This window comes from Streptomyces sp. NPDC005402 (assembly GCF_040606575.1).
Classification (GTDB): domain Bacteria; phylum Actinomycetota; class Actinomycetes; order Streptomycetales; family Streptomycetaceae; genus Streptomyces.
Window position 1 is genome coordinate 100,390 of record NZ_JBEXFB010000017.1, and the last position, 17,420, is coordinate 117,809.

General features: G+C 70.7%; 12 protein-coding genes. 3 read left to right on the forward strand and 9 right to left on the reverse strand.

All coding sequences use genetic code 11. The annotated features are described in order from the left end of the window. Positions 1-24: 24 nt before the first annotated feature. A complete protein-coding gene (locus ABZT02_RS29630) occupies positions 25-2,880 on the forward strand; it encodes a glycoside hydrolase family 3 C-terminal domain-containing protein (protein WP_356022725.1) in 2,856 nt (951 codons plus the stop codon). 96 nt (positions 2,881-2,976) lie between these two features. Here the strand turns inward: ABZT02_RS29630 and ABZT02_RS29635 are convergent, their stop codons facing one another. From ABZT02_RS29635 to ABZT02_RS29645, 3 genes are all read right to left on the reverse strand, one after another. Further along, complete coding sequence (locus tag ABZT02_RS29635; protein WP_356022728.1) at positions 2,977-4,422, reverse strand: aldehyde dehydrogenase family protein; 1,446 nt, start codon at positions 4,420-4,422, stop codon at positions 2,977-2,979. 89 nt (positions 4,423-4,511) lie between these two features. Then, on the reverse strand, positions 4,512-6,170 hold the full coding sequence (locus tag ABZT02_RS29640) for a PucR family transcriptional regulator (protein ID WP_356022731.1): 1,659 nt from the start codon (positions 6,168-6,170) through the stop codon (positions 4,512-4,514). Between the two features lie 107 nt (positions 6,171-6,277). Beyond that, positions 6,278-8,410 carry an ATP-binding protein gene (locus ABZT02_RS29645; RefSeq protein WP_356022733.1) on the reverse strand — a complete coding sequence of 711 codons (2,133 nt, stop codon included), beginning with the start codon at positions 8,408-8,410 and terminating at the stop codon, positions 6,278-6,280. A 263-nt stretch (positions 8,411-8,673) separates the two neighbouring features. Between ABZT02_RS29645 and gabT the strand changes: the two genes are divergently transcribed. Beyond that, positions 8,674-10,008 (forward strand): 4-aminobutyrate--2-oxoglutarate transaminase, encoded by a 1,335-nt coding sequence (gene gabT / locus ABZT02_RS29650; protein WP_356022735.1) that lies wholly within the window; start codon positions 8,674-8,676, stop codon positions 10,006-10,008. Between the two features lie 223 nt (positions 10,009-10,231). After that, positions 10,232-11,023 (forward strand): phosphatase PAP2 family protein, encoded by a 792-nt coding sequence (locus ABZT02_RS29655; RefSeq protein ID WP_356022970.1) that lies wholly within the window; start codon positions 10,232-10,234, stop codon positions 11,021-11,023. A 155-nt stretch (positions 11,024-11,178) separates the two neighbouring features. On the opposite strand, the gene ABZT02_RS29660 is transcribed toward ABZT02_RS29655, so the two are convergent. The 6 genes from ABZT02_RS29660 to ABZT02_RS29685 all read right to left on the reverse strand — a co-directional run bounded on the left by ABZT02_RS29660 (position 11,179) and on the right by ABZT02_RS29685 (position 17,349). Next, on the reverse strand, positions 11,179-11,634 hold the full coding sequence (locus ABZT02_RS29660) for a hypothetical protein (protein ID WP_356022737.1): 456 nt from the start codon (positions 11,632-11,634) through the stop codon (positions 11,179-11,181). Positions 11,635-11,753: 119 nt separating this feature from the next. Next, positions 11,754-13,172, reverse strand: coding sequence for an FAD-dependent oxidoreductase (locus ABZT02_RS29665; RefSeq protein ID WP_356022740.1), 1,419 nt, complete (start codon positions 13,170-13,172; stop codon positions 11,754-11,756). 36 nt (positions 13,173-13,208) lie between these two features. Then, on the reverse strand, positions 13,209-14,009 hold the full coding sequence (locus ABZT02_RS29670; RefSeq protein ID WP_356022742.1) for an ABC transporter permease: 801 nt from the start codon (positions 14,007-14,009) through the stop codon (positions 13,209-13,211). After that, the gene (locus ABZT02_RS29675; protein WP_356022746.1) at positions 14,010-14,939 is read right to left on the reverse strand and encodes an ABC transporter permease; all 930 of its coding nucleotides are present in this window, start codon (positions 14,937-14,939) and stop codon (positions 14,010-14,012) included. Further along, positions 14,939-16,105: an ABC transporter ATP-binding protein gene (locus ABZT02_RS29680; RefSeq protein WP_356022749.1), complete on the reverse strand. Its 1,167-nt coding sequence runs from the start codon at positions 16,103-16,105 to the stop codon at positions 14,939-14,941. The genes ABZT02_RS29675 and ABZT02_RS29680 overlap by 1 nt, the downstream gene beginning before the upstream one ends. Beyond that, on the reverse strand, positions 16,102-17,349 hold the full coding sequence (locus ABZT02_RS29685; protein ID WP_356022751.1) for a spermidine/putrescine ABC transporter substrate-binding protein: 1,248 nt from the start codon (positions 17,347-17,349) through the stop codon (positions 16,102-16,104). The genes ABZT02_RS29680 and ABZT02_RS29685 overlap by 4 nt, the downstream gene beginning before the upstream one ends. Positions 17,350-17,420: the final 71 nt, after the last annotated feature.

A 17,420-nucleotide genomic window follows, 5' to 3' on the forward strand; every position in this document is an offset into this window, starting at 1 on the left:
GATCCATCGCAAGGGGATCCCCACGTGACCGCACACCCGCCGCACACACCGCCATTTCGCGATCCACACCTGCCGTTCGCGAAGCGCATCGACGATCTGCTGTCGCGGCTGACCCTCGACGAGAAGATCGGCTTCCTGCACCAGTTCGCCCCGGCCGTCGAACGGCTCGGCATCTCCGCGTTCCGCACCGGCCAGGAGGCGCTGCACGGCGTCGCGTGGATGGGACCCGCGACGGTCTTCCCGCAGGCGGTGGGCCTCGGCGCGACCTGGAACACCGATCTCGTACGGCGGATCGGCGAGGCGGTGTCCAAGGAGGTCCGGGCGATGCGCGCCCGCGACGACAGGGTCGGCCTCAACATCTGGGCACCGACGGTCAATCTGCTCCGCCATCCACTGTGGGGCCGTAACGAGGAGGGCTACTCGGAGGACCCGAAGCTCACCTCGGCCATCGCCACCGCCTACACCCACGGACTGCGCGGCGACCACCCCACGTACTGGCGCACGGCCCCGGTGCTCAAGCACTGGCTGGCCCACAACAACGAGACGGACCGGGCCACCTCGTCGAGCTCGGTGCGTCCGCGCGTGCTGCACGAGTACGACCTGCGGGCCTTCCGTGAGGCGGTCGAGGCGGGCGCGGTGGCCGGCGTGATGCCGGCGTACAACCTGGTCAACGGCCGCCCCAACCACGTCTCGCCGTATCTGCGCGAGCATCTGCGGGCCTGGACGCAGGAGGAGCTGCTGGTCTGCTCGGACGCCGGCGCGCCCTCCAACCTGGTTGATCACGAGCACTACTTCGACACCCACGAGGAGGCCACCGCGGCCTCCCTCAGGGCCGGGGTCGACAGCTTCACCGACCACGGCACGGACAGCACGCAGATGATCGCGCGCATCCAAGGTGCCCTCGACCAGGGCCTGTTGACCGAGGCCGAGATCGACACCGCGGTCCGCCGACAGCTCTCGGTCCGCTTCCGGCTCGGCGAGTTCGACCCGCACCACGACCCGCACGCCGACGTCCGGGACTTCGACACCCCGGCGCACCGCGCGCTCGCCCAGGAGGCCGCCGAGCAGGCGATCGTGCTCCTCAGGAACGACGGTGTGCTGCCGCTCGCCCCCGGCACCCGGCTCGCCGTGGTCGGCCTGCTCGCCGACGAGTGCAAGCGCGACTGGTACAGCGGCACGCTCATCCACCGCTCCACCCCGCTGGAGGGGCTGTACGAGCGGTTCGGCGCCGAGCGCGTGGAGTTCGCGGAGGGCGTGGACCGGGTCCGGCTCAAGACCTCCGCCGGGACGTTTCTGCACGTCCTGGCCTCCGAGAGCGGCGAGGACGAGGCGCGCGACGCCGAGGGCGCCCTGGACCCGGCGCTGCTCGCGGGCCGCACGGACCTGCCCCCGCTGACGACCGACGCGACCGGTACCGAGTTCGCGCTGATCGACTGGGGCGAGGGCGTCCTCACGCTCCGCGCCCCCGACGGCCGCTACCTCTCCGTCGCCGAGGACGGCTACCTGCGCGCCTCCGCCGACCAGCCCGGAGGCTGGGTCGTCCAGGAGACCTTCCGCCTGGAACCGCACGCGAACGGTCACCTCCTCCGGCACATCGGTACGGGCCGCCACGTCACTGTCGCCGCGGACGGAGTGAAGGTTGCCGACGAGAACCCGGCACCCGAGGCGAAGCCGGAAACCTTCACGCTGATCATCGTCGAACGCGGCGAGGACGCAGTGACCCGCGTCACTTCCGAGGCCGATGTCGTCCTGGTCGTCGCGGGCAACGACCCGCACATCAACGGCCGCGAGACCGAGGACCGCGCCTCCTTGCGGCTCCCCACCCACCAGGAGCGCCTGCTGCGGGCGGCCCGCGCGGCGAACCCCCGCACGGTCCTGGCCCTGGTCTCGGCCTACCCGTACGCGGTCGACACGTCCCAGCTGGCCGCGGCGCTGTGGACGGCCCACGGCGGCCAGGCGGCCGGCACCGCCCTGGCCCGTGTCCTGGCCGGTGACGTCTCCCCCGCGGGCCGCCTCCCGCAGACCTGGTACGAGAGCGACGCGGACCTGCCCGGCCTCCTCGACTACGACGTCATCGGCAGCCGCCAGACCTATCTGTACTTCGAGGGCACGCCCCTGTTCCCGTTCGGCCACGGGCTGTCGTACACGTCCTTCTCGTACGGCGACCTCACGTCCCGTACGGCGGAAGGGGCGCTGCACGTCTCGTTCACGATCACGAACACCGGTGACGTCACCGCCGACGAGGTCGCCCAGCTCTACACCCGGGCGATCGACCCGGCGCTCCCCCGCCCGCGCCGCGAGCTGGTGGCCCACCGGCGGGTGACGCTCGCCCCGGGTGCCGAGGAGGAGCTGTCCTTCGAAGTCCCGCTGCGCGCCTTCGAGTTCTGGGACGTGACGCAGGGCCGGTGGCGTCTGGAGCCGGGTCCGTACGAGCTGCTGGCCGGCGCCTCCAGCGAGGACATCCGGCTGCGGACGACGGTGCTGCTCGACGGCGAGCCCGCCGCACCGCGTCCCGTGCTCCGACGGGGCCTTGCGGGCGCGGACTTCGACGAGCAGAGCGGTGTCGAGATCGTCGACCGGACGAAGACGGCGGGTGACGCGGTGACGGCCGCCGAGGGCCGTACCGGCGAACTGGTCTACCGGGACTGCGACTTCGGCGACGGAGTCACCGAGGTGACGGCCCTGGTCTCCGGCGAGGGCTCGGTCGAACTGTCCCTGGACGGGGGCGCGGTGCTCGCCACCTGGGAGGTGGCGGAGTCCGAGTCCGGACCGTACGACTACACCACTCTCGGCGCCGGGATCGTCGCCGAGGGCGTGCACGACGTGCATCTCAGGCTGCGCGGCCCGTTGCGGCTCGCGCATGTCGGCTTCTCCGGTTGAGGGGCCGGAGCGGCTGACGACATGAGGGGGCCCGGCACCGGAAGGCATCGGTGCCGGGCCTCTTCGAGAAACTTATATGAAAATGGTTCCCATTAGCTAGAGCGCGAGCCCGGTCAGCACCAGCACCCGCTCGTACGTGTAGTCGTCCATCGCGAACTTCACGCCCTCGCGGCCCACCCCGGACTGCTTCACGCCCCCGTACGGCATCTGGTCGGCGCGGTAGGAGGGCACGTCGCCGACGACCACGCCGCCGACCTCCAGCGCGCGGTGGGCGCGGAAGGCGGCCTGCAGGTCGTGGGTGAACACGCCTGCCTGGAGGCCGTACTTGGAGGCGTTGACCGCGGCGAAGGCCTCCGTCTCGCCGTTCACCTTCTGCACGGTGAGGACGGGGCCGAAGACCTCCTCGCAGGAGATCGTCGTGTCGGCCGGGACGTCGGCGAGGACGGTCGGCGCGTAGGAGGCGCCGTCACGGTCGCCGCCGGTGAGCAGGGTGGCGCCCGCCTCGACGGCTTCCTTCACCCACGCCTCGACGCGCACCGCCGCGTCCTCGCTGACCAGCGGGCCGACGTCGGTCTTGTCGTCGCCCGGGTCGCCGGTGACCTGGGCCTCGACGGCGGCGACGATCCTCGGGAGCAGCCGGTCGTACACCGACGCGTCGGCGATCACGCGCTGCACGGAGATGCAGGACTGACCGCCCTGGTAGTTGGAGAAGGTCGCGATACGGGTCGCGGCCCAGTCGAGGTCCTCGTCGCTCGCGTAGTCGCCGAGGACCACCGCCGCGCCGTTGCCGCCGAGCTCCAGGGTGCAGTGCTTGCGCGGCACCGAGTCCATGATCGCGTAGCCGACCTTCTCGGAGCCGGTGAAGGAGATCACGGGCAGGCGCTCGTCCTGGACCAGGGCGGGCATCCGGTCGTTCGGGACGGGCAGGATGCTCCACGCGCCGGCGGGCAGCTCGGTCTCGGCGAGGAGGTCGCCGATGATCAGCCCGGAGAGCGGGGTGGCCGGGGCGGGCTTCAGGATGATCGGCGCGCCGGCCGCGATCGCCGGGGCGATCTTGTGGGCGCAGAGGTTGAGCGGGAAGTTGAAGGGCGCGATCCCGAGCACGACCCCCTTCGGGAAGCGCCGGGTCAGCGCGAGACGGCCCTGGCCGCCGAGGTCGGTGTCGAGGCGCTGGGCCTCACCGCCGTTGAACCGCCGGGCCTCTTCCGCGGCGAACCGGAACACGGAGACGGCACGGCCGACCTCGCCCCGGGCCCACTTGACCGGCTTGCCGTTCTCGGCGGAGATCAGCCGGGCGATCTCCTCGGTGCGCTCGACGAGCCTGCGGCTGACGTGGTCGAGGGCGGCGGCGCGGACGTGGGCGGGAGTGGCCGCGAAGTCCTCGCGGACGGCGTACGCGGCGGCCACGGCCTCCTCGATCTGCGCGTCGCTCGGCGCACTCACCGTGCCGACCAGCCGGCCGTCCCACGGAGAGGTGACATCGAAGGTGTCCTCGCCGGTGACCTGGCGGCCGGCGAGCCAGAAGGCGGTGGTGGAAGTCATGCCCCCACGGTAGGGCCGCGAGGACGCGAGGGAAGTTGTCCGGGGTGTAGCAGTGGGACGGATCAGCACTCCAGCCCGGCCAACCGCCGCTACTCCGCCGCCGCCGTCTTCAGCGCCAGCCACAGCTCCATGCGTACGTCCGGATCGTCCAGGGAGCGGCCCAGGATCTCCTCGACCCTGCGCATCCGGTACCGCAGGGTGTGCCGGTGGACGCCCAGGTCGGCGGCGGCCGCGTCCCACTGGCCGTGCCGCGAGAGCCAGGCCCGCAGCGAGGCGACCAGGTCGCCCCGGCCGGTCGCGTCGTGCTCGTACAGCGGCCGCAGCAGCCCGTCCGCGAAGGCCCGCACCGCGTCGTCGGCGAGCAGCGGCAGCACCGATCCGGCGGCCAGTTGTTCGTGCTCGACGTACACCCGGCCCCGTCGCCGGGCGACCGAGAGGGCCTGTTCGGCCTGCTTGTAGGCGGCCGCGGCGGCGATCGGCCCGGTGGGGGCCGAGACTCCGACCACCAGTTCCTCCCCCTCCTCGGCGCCTGCCTGCTCGCACGTCCGCGCCGCCTCCAGCGCCACCGCGTACTCCCCGCACGCGGTGACGGCGGCGCCGCCGTCCGCGGCCAGCACCACCAGCCGCTCCCCCTCGGGCACCACGAGCACGGTCTCCCCGGCACGGGCCGCCGCCGACTCCACCATCTCGGTGAGCGCCCCCAGCGGATCACCGTTCGCGTCGGCGGCCGCGGCGAGCGCGGCGGCGGACGGGATCCGGGCGGGGGTGTCGGCGGCGATCCGCACGGACGACACGGCGACCGTCTCCGCCACGATCAGCCGGAAGGGCGCGTCCAGGAGCCCGCCGTACACGTCGCCCGCGACCGTGCGCGCGTGCTCCGGCTCCCCCGCGAGCAGCATCCGCAGAACCGCCACCCCGATCCGCTGTTCGGCCGCTTGCAGGGAACGGGACCGCTCGGTCGTGAGGGTCAGCAGCGCGATCGCCGAGTGCACCGCGTACCGCTCCGCCGTACCGAGCGCCGCGGCCGTCCCCACCGCCAGAGCGGCCCGGGGGCGCCGCCCGGTGCCCAGCGAGTGCAGCTCCACACGGTCGTCGTTGTCCGCGGTGCCGGACCCGCCGACCACGGAGGACGCGGGCGCGGGCCGCTCTCGCAGCCGTTCCACGTCGGCGGTGATGCGCGCGGCCCGGCGGCCGGCCCACTCCGGCGCGGCGGCCACGACGGCGCCCGAGGCGTCGTAGAGCGCCGCCCAGCCGTCCACCTGGGCGGCGAGGGCGGAGAGCAGACCTTCCGGGCCGTCGCTCAGGGCCTGCCTGGTCAGTTCGCGCTGGGCGGCGAAGCCCGCGGTGACGGACCGGTACTGATCGGCCGCGATCGCCGCGGACACGGCCTTGCTGATGGCGAGGAAGGGGGTGCGGCGCGGCACTTCGAGCAGCGGGAGCCCTTCGTCGCGGGCGGCGTCGACGAGGGCCTCGGGGATCTCGTCGTAGTTGACCCCGACGGCGAACCCGAGTCCCACCACCCCGGCCCCGGCCAGCCGCTTCACATACCGGCGCATCGCCTCCGGATCCTCCGCGTCCAGCTTGAGCGCGGTGATCAGCAGCAGTTCCCCGCCCTCCATGTAGGGGACGGGATCGGCGAGCTCGCTGACGTGCGCCCAGCGGACGGGGACGTCCAGCCGGTCCTCGCCCGCGCGCACGGTCAGCTTGAGCGCGGAATGGTGGACGAGCGAAGCGAGGGTGGGTGGCATGGGGCCTTCAGAGCGTCAGGAAGCAGTGATCGCTGCGATCTTTTGGCCGCCGCGTATGAACGGCCTGTGACGATTCTGCCTCACCGTACGGTCCTCAGGTCACATCATCATCCCCGCAGATCCACCAGCAGCGGCGGCGCGTGCTCACCCGTCACCGTGGTCAGCGACAGCACCGCGTGCCCGGGCGGCACCCCGTGCGCCAGCTCGGACGCGGACCACCGCTCCCGCTCGACCTGCCGTACGGTCACCGCCCGCGCGGTCGGCGCCTTGCCGGTGATGACCTGACGCACCGCGTGCAGCACCTTGCCGGCCGGGGTCTCGGCGATGATCTGCCGGTCGGTGACGTCCCGCGCCTCGATCCACTCCTTGCCCCACACCTCGGCGAAGTCCTGCCCGTCCCACGGGGTGAGCCCGGACAGCGCCATCCGGCACCCGATGGCCCCGAGCAGGGGCCCGCGCAGCGGCCGCGGCACGTCGTCCAGCGTCCGCAGCGTCAGCACCACTCCCGCGTTGCCGGACCGCAGCCGCTGCACGCCCCGTACCGCTTCGGGCGTCACGACCCCCGTGGCGTCGTCGACGACCAGGCAGGCGAACAGCGACCGGTCCTCGCGCACCGCGACGCTCGCCGTGAACTGCGCGAGCACCAGCCGCGCCAGAATCCGGGAGGCGTCGGCGTGCCCGCGCTGGGGCAGGTCGATCCGGACCCGGACGGGGTGGTCGAGAGCCTTCAGCGAGAACGGCCTCGACTGCCCGGCGGCATCGGAGCCCGCGCTCTGGAAGAACGAGGCGAAGGCGGGCCGGTCGAGCAGCGCGACCCGGTCCGCGAGAATGCCGCCCACATCCCCCGGATTCCCCATCTGCCGCTCCCGCGCGTCGAGTTCACGCAGCAGCGACGCCTGCCCGGAGTCCTCCAGGCCCTTCCGCAGCGCGGCCATCGGCCCGGGCGCGCCGTCGAGCAGCTGCCGCAGCTCCGGTACGGAGGGGAAACGGCCGTGGACCGCCCAGAACGGCCCGAGAAGCTGGGCGAGCACGGTGGTGGACCGCCGGGTGTCACCCCCCTGATGAGGCTCGGCGAGGTCCCCGACCAGCGCCTCGGCGAGCACGGCCGCGGCTTCGTCCGGATCGGTCGTCCCCCCGTACAGGTCGAGGTCGTACACCGATTCCGGATTCCCGATCTGTACGACGACGTCGTAGGCGTCGGCCGGTCCGAGCCCCGCGCCCGCGGCACCGACCACCACGACGGCGGCCCGCCCGGCGAGGGCGTGCAGACACAACGACTCGGCGATCGGCCTGATGACGGTCCCGGTCTTCCCGGACCCGGCGGGCCCGACGGCGAGCAGCGAGGTCCCGAGCAGCTCGGGCCCGAGCCCCAGCCCGGCCCCCCGATAGGCGTACGGGTTGCGGGCGTCGTCGGCGGTGGTCCCGAGCCGCACCTGGCCCGTGAGGAGATCATGCCGAGCGAGCCGTGCGGGCAGGTCCCGCTCCCCGGAGGGGTGCAGACAGGCGGCGGCGCCCTCCTGGAGCACAGCACCGGTGAACGTGGCGAGGCTGAACCGGCCACTGCGCACACCCTGCCAGGCCCGTGCGATCCGAGCATGGTCCACATCCCGCATCAACCCGGCCCTGGCCTCGGCGGCAAGCCGCTCGGCGGCGTCGGGGGCACCGGCGGCTCGGAGCTGGGGCCATTCGACGGGGTCCTCGGGCGGAACCGGGACGGGCTGCTGCTGCGGCGGCTTCCGGCGCAGGTGCGGCAGGACGAAGCGACGCCACACCTCACCCCAGCGGCCGAGGCGGCCGACGACGAGCATGATGGCCAGGGCGACGAGCAGCTCGTACCCCTCGTACAGGAGGTAATTGCCGACGTCGCTGCCCCCGCCACGCCAGGCATCGGGGACGAGCAGCTTGAAGGGCAGGAGCCACCAGTCGCCGGCATAGCCGTTCTGGAGCAGCGACCAGACGAGCCAGCCGACGAGGAACGCGATCAGCGCGCCGCTGATCAGCTGGCGGCCGGGGATGAGTTCCGGTTCCGCCTCCGGCCGGGGCCGGTGCCCGAACCGCCACACCCCGGGCGGCGTCTCGGGCCGCGGCGTCCGCAGCCAGGTCAGAAAGGCCGACCCGTCGGGCATCGGCGACGCCCCCGGCGCTCGCGTCGGCCGTGGCGGCACCGCCGGTGGTCCCGCCGGACGTGGCACAGGGTTCGCATGCGTACCCCGGGTGTCCCGCGTCCCGTCGCTGTCCATCGCTCTCGCCCCTTGACCAGCCGATCCGTCCGCCATCAGCGGTCAATCTAACGCCCCCGCCAGGGGAGTTCACCGCTTACGCGGCCGGGGCGACCGTGACCGGCCACTACTGCCGCCCACTCCTCTATGTCCAAGACGGACAACCCGCGTCGGCGAGAGCGCCCACATGGAGCATGCCCACCCTCCCTCCCCCGTCCTAGCCTGCGAGAAAAGACTGGACAGAGTCCGCGAAATCTCCGCCCGCAACACCCCAGGAGCCCCTCATGACCGCACTTCCGCAGGAGCGCCGCGTCGTCACCGCCATCCCCGGACCCAAGTCGCAGGAGCTGCAGGCCCGCCGGGTCGCCGCGGTCGCGCAGGGCGTGGGGTCCGTACTGCCCGTCTTCACGGCGCGCGCGGGCGGCGGGATCATCGAGGACGTCGACGGGAACCGGCTGATCGACTTCGGTTCGGGCATCGCCGTGACGTCCGTCGGCGCCTCCGCCGAGGCCGTCGTACGCCGGGCGACGCAGCAGCTCGCCGACTTCACCCACACCTGTTTCATGGTCACCCCGTACGAGGGCTACGTGGCGGTCGCCGAGGCCCTCGCCGAGCTCACCCCGGGCGAGCACGCCAAGAAGTCGGCCCTGTTCAACAGCGGCGCCGAGGCCGTGGAGAACGCAGTCAAGATCGCGCGGTCGTACACCAAGCGGCAGGCCGTCGTCGTCTTCGACCACGGTTACCACGGCCGCACCAACCTCACCATGGCGCTGACCGCGAAGAACATGCCGTACAAGCACGGCTTCGGCCCCTTCGCCCCCGAGGTCTACCGCGTCCCCGTCGCGTACGGCTACCGCTGGCCCACCGGCCCCGAGAACGCCGGCCCCGAGGCCGCCGCGCAGGCCATCGACCAGATCACCAAGCAGGTCGGTCCGGAGAACGTCGCCGCGATCATCATCGAGCCGGTGCTCGGCGAGGGCGGGTTCATCGAGCCGGCGAAGGGTTTCCTGCCCGCGATCAGCCAATTCGCCAAGGACAACGGCATCGTCTTCGTCGCCGACGAGATCCAGTCCGGCTTCTGCCGCACCGGCCAGTGGTTCGCCTGCGAGGACGAGGGCATCGTCCCGGACCTGATCACCACCGCCAAGGGCATCGCCGGCGGCCTCCCGCTCGCCGCCGTCACCGGCCGCGCCGAGATCATGGACGCCGCCCACGCCGGCGGCCTCGGCGGCACGTACGGCGGCAACCCGGTCGCCTGCGCCGGCGCGCTCGGCTCGATCGAGACCATGAAGGAGCTGGACCTCAACGCGAGGGCGAAGGCGATCGAGGCCACGATGAAGGCCCGCCTCACCGCGATGGCGGAGAAGTTCGACATCATCGGCGATGTCCGGGGCCGCGGCGCCATGATCGCCATCGAACTCGTCAAGGACCGTACGACCAAGGAGCCGAACCCGGAGGCGACCGCCGCGCTCGCCAAGGCCTGCCACCAGGAGGGCCTGCTGGTCCTGACCTGTGGCACCTACGGCAACGTCCTGCGCTTCCTGCCCCCGCTCGTCATCGGCGAGGACCTCCTGAACGAGGGCCTCGACATCATCGAGCAGGCCTTCACCCGCATCTGACGTCACAGGGGCAACGCGGCAGGTCGGAAGCGGACCCACACCTTCCGACCTCAGTCGTCACAGCCCTGACGTCCCTTGGGATTCCGGGGCTGCGGTGGCCAGCGGCAGAGGGTGTGAAGAAGGTGTGCGAGGTGGTTGTGAGGATGGGATTCTGCCTGTCATGCGCCGCCACCCTGCCGTAGGTTCTACCCAGATGAGAGATACACCCCGCCCACAGGGGACTGTGGGCGGCATCAGGCCGAGGCCTCCCCAGCTTCGACCTGGTCGTGCCCTCGCGCACACAACTGGAGCTTCCGGCTCCGGATCTCCTCACCGATCGGACAGTCGCCCGCCCCAAACCCCCCGGGGCGGCCGACGAACCGATCTGATCGGCCGCCCCGGAACCACCCCCCCTGTTCCGGGGCGGCCGGCCTTCCTCACCCTCCTTCTCGGAATCCCGGCCCTCCTCTTCGCCCTGATCACCTGGCAGGTCGTCGAGGACGGGCCGCTGCTGCGTGGGGACGAGCGGGTCAGCCGCGCACTGGTCCACCCGGACCGCGTCTCGGAGGCCCTCGCCGACCTGGGCAATGTCGAGGTCGCGGTCCCGGTCCTCGTCGTGGCCCTCCTCTACGCGGCCTGGCAGGCCCGCCGCACCGGTACAGACCGATGGTGGCTGCCGTCCGCCGCGGCGGCCGTCCTGATGGCCCTGGTCCCGGCTCTGGTCGTCCCTCTCAAGGAACTCACCGACCGCCCGGGCCCGCCCGTCTCACTCGGGACCGGCTACTACCCCTCCGGCCACACCGCCACGGCCGCCGTCGCCTACGGCGCCGCCCTTCTCCTCGTCCTGCCCTGGCTCCGGTCCGCCCGGACCCGCCGCACGCTCGTCATCGGCTACGGCCTCCTCGTCCTCGGCGTCTCCTTCGGCCTGGTCCGCCGCGGCTGGCACTGGCCCCTGGACGTGGTGGGCAGCTGGTGCCTCTGCACGATCCTGCTGCTCGGGCTCTGGCTCTTCCTGGCGCGGCACAGCCGCCGCTGAGCCGCTCGACCCGGCCGCCGGACTCCTGGGCACACTGGGCGTTGTCGCTACCGGCGGGGGACGCCCGCAGCGCCGCACTCCCACTGCGCACAGGACTGCCCGCCCGGTCCGCGTCGGCCGCACGGCGGCCGACGAGAGCGTGGCGGACCGTCGGGTCAGCCGTCGTCCTCCGTCGCCAGGCTCGCCGCCGCCTCGTGCATCGCCAGTTCGAGCAGCGCCGGGTCGATGAGAACGCCGGAACCGTCCGGCGGGACCAGCCAGCGCACCCCTCCCCCGGCCACCCGGCCCGGGTAGGGCACGACGATCCAGGTGCCGGGGCCGGCCGTACGGATACCGGTGCCGAGCCAGCGGGCCGCGGTGCCCGGCGGCACGAAGAAGCCCATCCGCGCGTCGCCGAAGTCGACGAGTACCGGGCCGAGCTGGTCGAGGATGCGGGTGAGGACATCGAGCGTCGGATAGCCGAGCTCGCCCGGCAGGATCAGTACGTCCCAGGCCTTGCCCGCCGGAAGCAGCGCCACCCCGAGGGGATTGCGCTCCCACTCCCAGCGGCAGGCCTCGGGATCCGGTGCGACGGATGCCAGCCACTCGACCGCCGCCTTCGCCCCACTCATGAGAAGACCTCCCTTTCTCTCGTCGACGCTGGTCGCGTCACGAGGGAGAGGAAGGTCCTCGGCGAGCATTACGCGGGTTCTGACCACTCTTTGGAGTGAATCAGACCACATACGATCGTTCAGCTGTCGAATCCCAGACCGAGCTTGTCCATGGTCCGCAGCCACAGGTTGCGCCGCCCGCCGTGCGAGTCGGCACGGGCCAGGGACCACTTGGTGAGGGCGATACCGGTCCAGGCGAAGGGTTCCGGCGGGAAGGGCAGCGGCTTCTTGCGGACCATCTCCAGCGAGGTCCGCTCGGTGCTCTCCCCGGCCAGCAGGTCCAGCATCACGTCCGCCCCGAACCGGGTCGCCCCGACGCCGAGGCCCGTGTAGCCGGCCGCGTACGCCACCTTGCCGTGATGGGCGGTGCCGTAGAACGCGGAGAACCGCGAGCAGGTGTCGATCGCCCCGCCCCACGCGTGGGTGAAGCGAACGCCCTCCAACTGCGGGAAGCAGGTGAAGAAGTGCCCGGCGAGCTTGGCGTAGGTCTCCGGCCGGTCGTCGTATTCGGCGCGGACGCGACCGCCGTACTGATAGACCGCGTCGTAGCCGCCCCACAGGATGCGGTTGTCGGCGGAGAGCCGGAAGTAGTGGAACTGGTTCGCCGAGTCACCGAGCCCCTGACGGTTCTTCCAGCCGATCGACGCGAGCTGTTGCGCGCTCAGTGGCTCGGTCATCAGCGCGTAGTCGTACACCGGCACCGTGTACGCCCGCACCCGCTTGACCAGGTTCGGGAAGATGTTCGTGCCGAGCGCGACCTTGCGGGACCGGACCGAACCGTACGGGGTGCGTACGGCCATGCCGGCGCCGTACGACCTCAGGTCCAGGGCGGGGGTGTTCTCGTAGACCCGGACACCGAGTCTCAGACACGCCCGCTTCAGGCCCCAGACGAGCTTGGCCGGGTTGAGCATGGCCACGCCCCTGCGGTCCCACAACCCTGCCTCGAAGGTGGGCGAGGCGACCTGTTCGCGCACCGCGTCGGCGTCCAGGAACTCGACGCCGTCGGCGAGGCCCTTCTCCTGGAGCTCCTCGTACCAGTGACGCAGTTCCCGGGCCTGGTACGTCTCGGTCGCCACGTCGATCTCGCCGGTGCGCTCGAAGTCGCAGTCGAGGTCGTGCCGGGCGACCGCCTTCTCGATCTCGTCGAGGTTGCGGGCGCCCAGTTCCTCGAGCCTGTGGATCTCGTCGGGCCAGCGGGTCAGGCCGTTGGGCAGACCGTGGGTGAGGGAGGCGGCGCAGAAGCCGCCGTTGCGACCGGAGGCGGCCCAGCCCACCTCGCGGCCTTCCAGCAGGACGACATCCCGCTCGGGATCACGCTCTTTCGCGTTGAGCGCGGTCCACAGCCCGCTGTAGCCGCCGCCGACGACCAGCAGGTCGCAGGTCTCGACGCCGGTGAGGGCGGGCTCGGGGTGGGGCCTGCCCGGGTCGTCCAGCCAGTACGGGACCGGCTGGGCTTCGGAGAGTGCCTTTGTCCAATGGCTCATGGCGCTCGGGGCCATGATGTCAACTCCCTACGGAGGGTTCTGTGAAAAGGCCTATGCCTTTTGCTTGTTGCGGCGGTTGCTGATGACCATGGAGGTCAGCACCAGAAGCACGGCGACGAGGAACATCGTCGTGCCGATGACATTGATCTGCACGGGCGTTCCGCGCTGTGCCGAACCCCAGACGAACATGGGGAAGGTGACGGTCGAGCCCGCGTTGAAGTTGGTGATGATGAAATCGTCGAAGGAGAGCGCGAAGGCGAGCAGCGCGCCCGCGGCGATTCCGGGGGCGGCGATCGGCAGGGTGACCCGGACGAACGTCTGGAAGGGGCCGGCGTACAAATCCTGCGCGGCCTGCTCCAGTCGCGGGTCCATCGACATCACGCGCGCCTTGACCGCCGTCACGACGAAACTCAGGCAGAACATGATGTGGGCGATGAGAATCGTCCAGAAGCCAAGCTGTGCGCCCATGTTGAGGAACAGGGTGAGCAGCGAGGCCGCCATGACGACCTCCGGCATCGCCATCGGCAGGAAGATCAGCGAGTTCACGGCTCCGCGGGCACGGAAGCGGTAGCGGACCAGGGCGAAGGCGATCATCGTGCCGAGGACGGTCGCGCCGGCCGTCGCCCAGAACGCGATCTGGAGGCTGATGGACAGCGAGCCGCACATGTCGGCGACTCCGCAGGGGTCCTTCCAGGCGTCCGTGGAGAACTGCTGCCACTCGTAGTTGAAGCGCCCCTTCGGTTTGTTGAAGGAGAACACCGTGACGACGACGTTCGGCAGCAGGAGATATCCGAGTGTCAGAAGTCCAGCGACGACGACGAATTTACTCTTGAGCCAGTTGACGAAGGCCATTTAAACCAGCTCCTCCGTCCCGGACTTGCGGATGTAGAGCGTGACCATGAAGAGAATCGCGGCCATCAGGATGAAGGAAAGGGCCGCGGCCGTCGGATAGTCCAGAATCCGCAGGAACTGCGTCTGGATGACGTTTCCGACCATGCGCGTGTCCGTGGAACCGAGCAGATCGGCGTTCACGTAGTCGCCGGCCGCCGGGATGAAGGTCAGCAGCGTCCCGGAGACCACGCCCGGCATCGACAGCGGGAAGGTGACCTTGCGGAAGGTGGTCACCGGCTTGGCGTACAGGTCGCCCGCCGCCTCGTGCAGCCGCCCGTCGATGCGCTCCAGCGAGGTGTACAGCGGAAGGATCATGAACGGCAGGAAGTTGTACGTCAGACCGCACACCACCGCGAGCGGTGTGGCCAGGACACGGTCGCCGGTGGTCCAGCCGAGCCAGCTGGTGACGTCCAGGACATGCAACGTGTTGAGGGCACTCACCACCGGGCCGCTGTCCGAGAGGATCGTCTTCCAGGCAAGGGTGCGGATCAGGAAGCTGGTGAAGAACGGCGCGATCACCAGGACCATGATCAGGTTCCGCCAGCGCCCCGCGCGGAAGGCGATGAGGTACGCGAGCGGGTAGCCGAGCACCAGGCAGAGGATCGTCGCGGCACCGGCGTAGAGGATCGAGCGCAGGAACTGCGGCCAGTACGCGGACAGCGCGTCCCAGTAGGTCGCGAAGTGCCAGGTGACCTTGTAGCCCGTCTCCAGGGAGCCCGTCTGTACGGACGTGGAGGCCTGGTAGATCATCGGGAGCGCGAAGAAGACCAGCAGCCACAGGATGCCGGGCAGCAGCAGCCAGTACGGCGTGAAGCGGCCCCTTCTGCGCGGGGGCTTCTTCTCGGGCGCCGTCGGGGACAGCGGCGGGGGCGCCTCGGTGAGCGTCGCCATCAGACCGTCGCCTCTTCCTGGATGCCGGCGTCGATGTCCTGGTCGGCGTCGAGTCCGAAGGTGTGCGCCGGGTTCCAGTGCAGGACGACCTCGGCGCCGGCCACGAGCCGGTCGTCGCGGTCGATGTTCTGGGCGTAGACCTCGAACTCGGGGCAGACGGGGCTGTCGATGACGTACTGCGTGGAGACGCCGATGAAGGAGGAGTCGGCGATCCTTCCGGTGATCCGGTTGCGGCCTTCCGGGATCTCCCCGGCCTGGTCGGCGTGGGTGAGGGAGATCTTCTCCGGCCGGACACCGACCAGCACCTTGCCGCCGGTCGTGGCCGGTCCGGCGTACCGCGCCTCGGGCAGCACCAGCTTGCCGCCGCCCGCCTTCAGGACGATCTCGCCGCCGCTCGTGGCGTCGACCTCGGCCTCGATGAGGTTGGAGGTGCCGAGGAAGTTGGCGACGAAGGTGGTGTTCGGGTTCTCGTACAGGTCGGTCGGCGAGCCGAGCTGCTCGACGCGGCCCGCGTTCATCACGGCGACCGTGTCGGCCATGGTCATGGCCTCCTCCTGGTCGTGCGTGACGTGCACGAAGGTGATGCCGACCTCGGTCTGGATCCGCTTGAGCTCCAGCTGCATCTGGCGGCGCAGCTTGAGGTCGAGCGCGCCGAGCGGCTCGTCGAGGAGCAGCACCTTGGGGGTGTTGATCAGCGCACGCGCCACCGCCACGCGCTGCTGCTGGCCACCGGAGAGCTGGTGCGGCTTCTTCCGCGCCTGCTCTCCCAGCTGTACGAGCTCCAGCATGTCCTCGACCTGCTTCTTCACCGACTTGATGCCACGGCGGCGCAGACCGAAGGCGACGTTCTCGAAGATGTCCAGGTGCGGGAAGAGCGCGTACGACTGGAAGACGGTGTTCACCGGCCGCTTGTAGGGCGGCAGCCGGGTGACCTCCTGGTCGCCGAGGTGCACGGTGCCCGTGGTGGGCTCCTCGAGACCGGCGATCATGCGCAGGGTGGTGGTCTTGCCGCAGCCGGAGGCGCCGAGCAGGGCGAAGAAGGAGCCCTGGGGCACGGTCAGGTCGAGCGGCTGCACGGCGGTGAAGCCGTTGTCGTACGTCTTGCTGATGCCGGAGAGGCGGACGTCTCCGCTGTTGTCTGTGCTCTTGTTCGTCACGGTGATCACGCCCCAGTCAGCTTCGCGAACTTCTCTTCAAAGGCCGTCTCTTCCTTCGAGCTCAGGGAGCGGAAGGCGTGGGACTTCGCGGCCATGGCCTTGTCGGGGATGATCAGCGGGTTGTTCGCCGCATCCGGGTCGAGCTTGGCCAGCTCGGGCTTCACACCGTCGACGGGAGACACGTAGTTGATGTACGCGGCGAGTTCGGCGGCGGGCCCCGGCTGGTAGTAGAAGTCGATGAGCCGCTCGGCGTTCGTCTTGTGACGCGCCTTGTTGGGGATCAGCATGTTGTCGGTCGACGTCATGTATCCGCTGTCCGGGATGATGAAGTCGATGTCCGGGCTGTCCGCCTTCAGCTGGACGACGTCCCCGGCCCAGGCGACGCAGGCCGCGAAGTCGCCGCTGGTGAGGTCGGAGGTGTAGTCGTTGCCGGTGAAGCGGCGGATCTGCCCCTTGTCGACGGCCTTCTGGAGCCGTGCGATGGCCGCGTCGTAGTCGTCGGCGGTGAAGTTCGCCGGGTCCTTGCCCATGTCGAGCAGGGTCATGCCGATGCTGTCGCGCATCTCCGAGAGGAAGCCGACCCGGCCCTTGAGCTTGGTGTTGTCGAGCAGGTCGGAGATCGACTTGACCTCCTGGCCGTCGAGGGCCTTCTTGTTGTAGGCGATGACGGTCGAGATGCCTTGCCACACATAGGAGTACGCCCGTCCCGGATCCCAGTCGGGGTCACGGAACTGCGCGGACAGGTTGGCGTACGCGTGGGGCAGGTTGGAGGCGTCCAGTTTCTGGACCCACCCGAGCCGGATGAGCCGGGCGGCGAGCCAGTCCGTGAGCACGATGATGTCGCGCCCGGTGTCCTGCCCCGCCGCCAACTGGGGCTTGATCTTCCCGAAGAACTCGACGTTGTCGTTGATGTCCTCGGTGTACTTGACCGAGATGCCGGTCTGCTTCTTGAACTGGTCGAGCGTGGGGTGGTGCTTCTCGCTCTCGTCCACGTCGATGTACTCGGTCCAGTTGGAGAAGTTGACGGTCTTCTCCTTGGCCGAGTGGTCCTCCGCGGAGACGCCGCCCTGGGTGTTGCCGGCCGCGGGGATGCCACAGGCGCTCAGCGCCCCGAGGCCGCCGACCGCGAGGGCGCCGCCCGTGGAGGCACGCAACAGGGACCGCCGGGTCATGGCGGCCCGGCCGCCTCGGAAGCTGCGCCGCATGGCGGCCACTTGGGCCGGCGACAGGCGGTCGGGCTCGTACTGCTCCATGCGCTGGTGCCCTTTCGGGAAAGTGGGCGGCCGCGGGTCGGGCGGCCTGAATACGTCACCCGGCGGTAGCC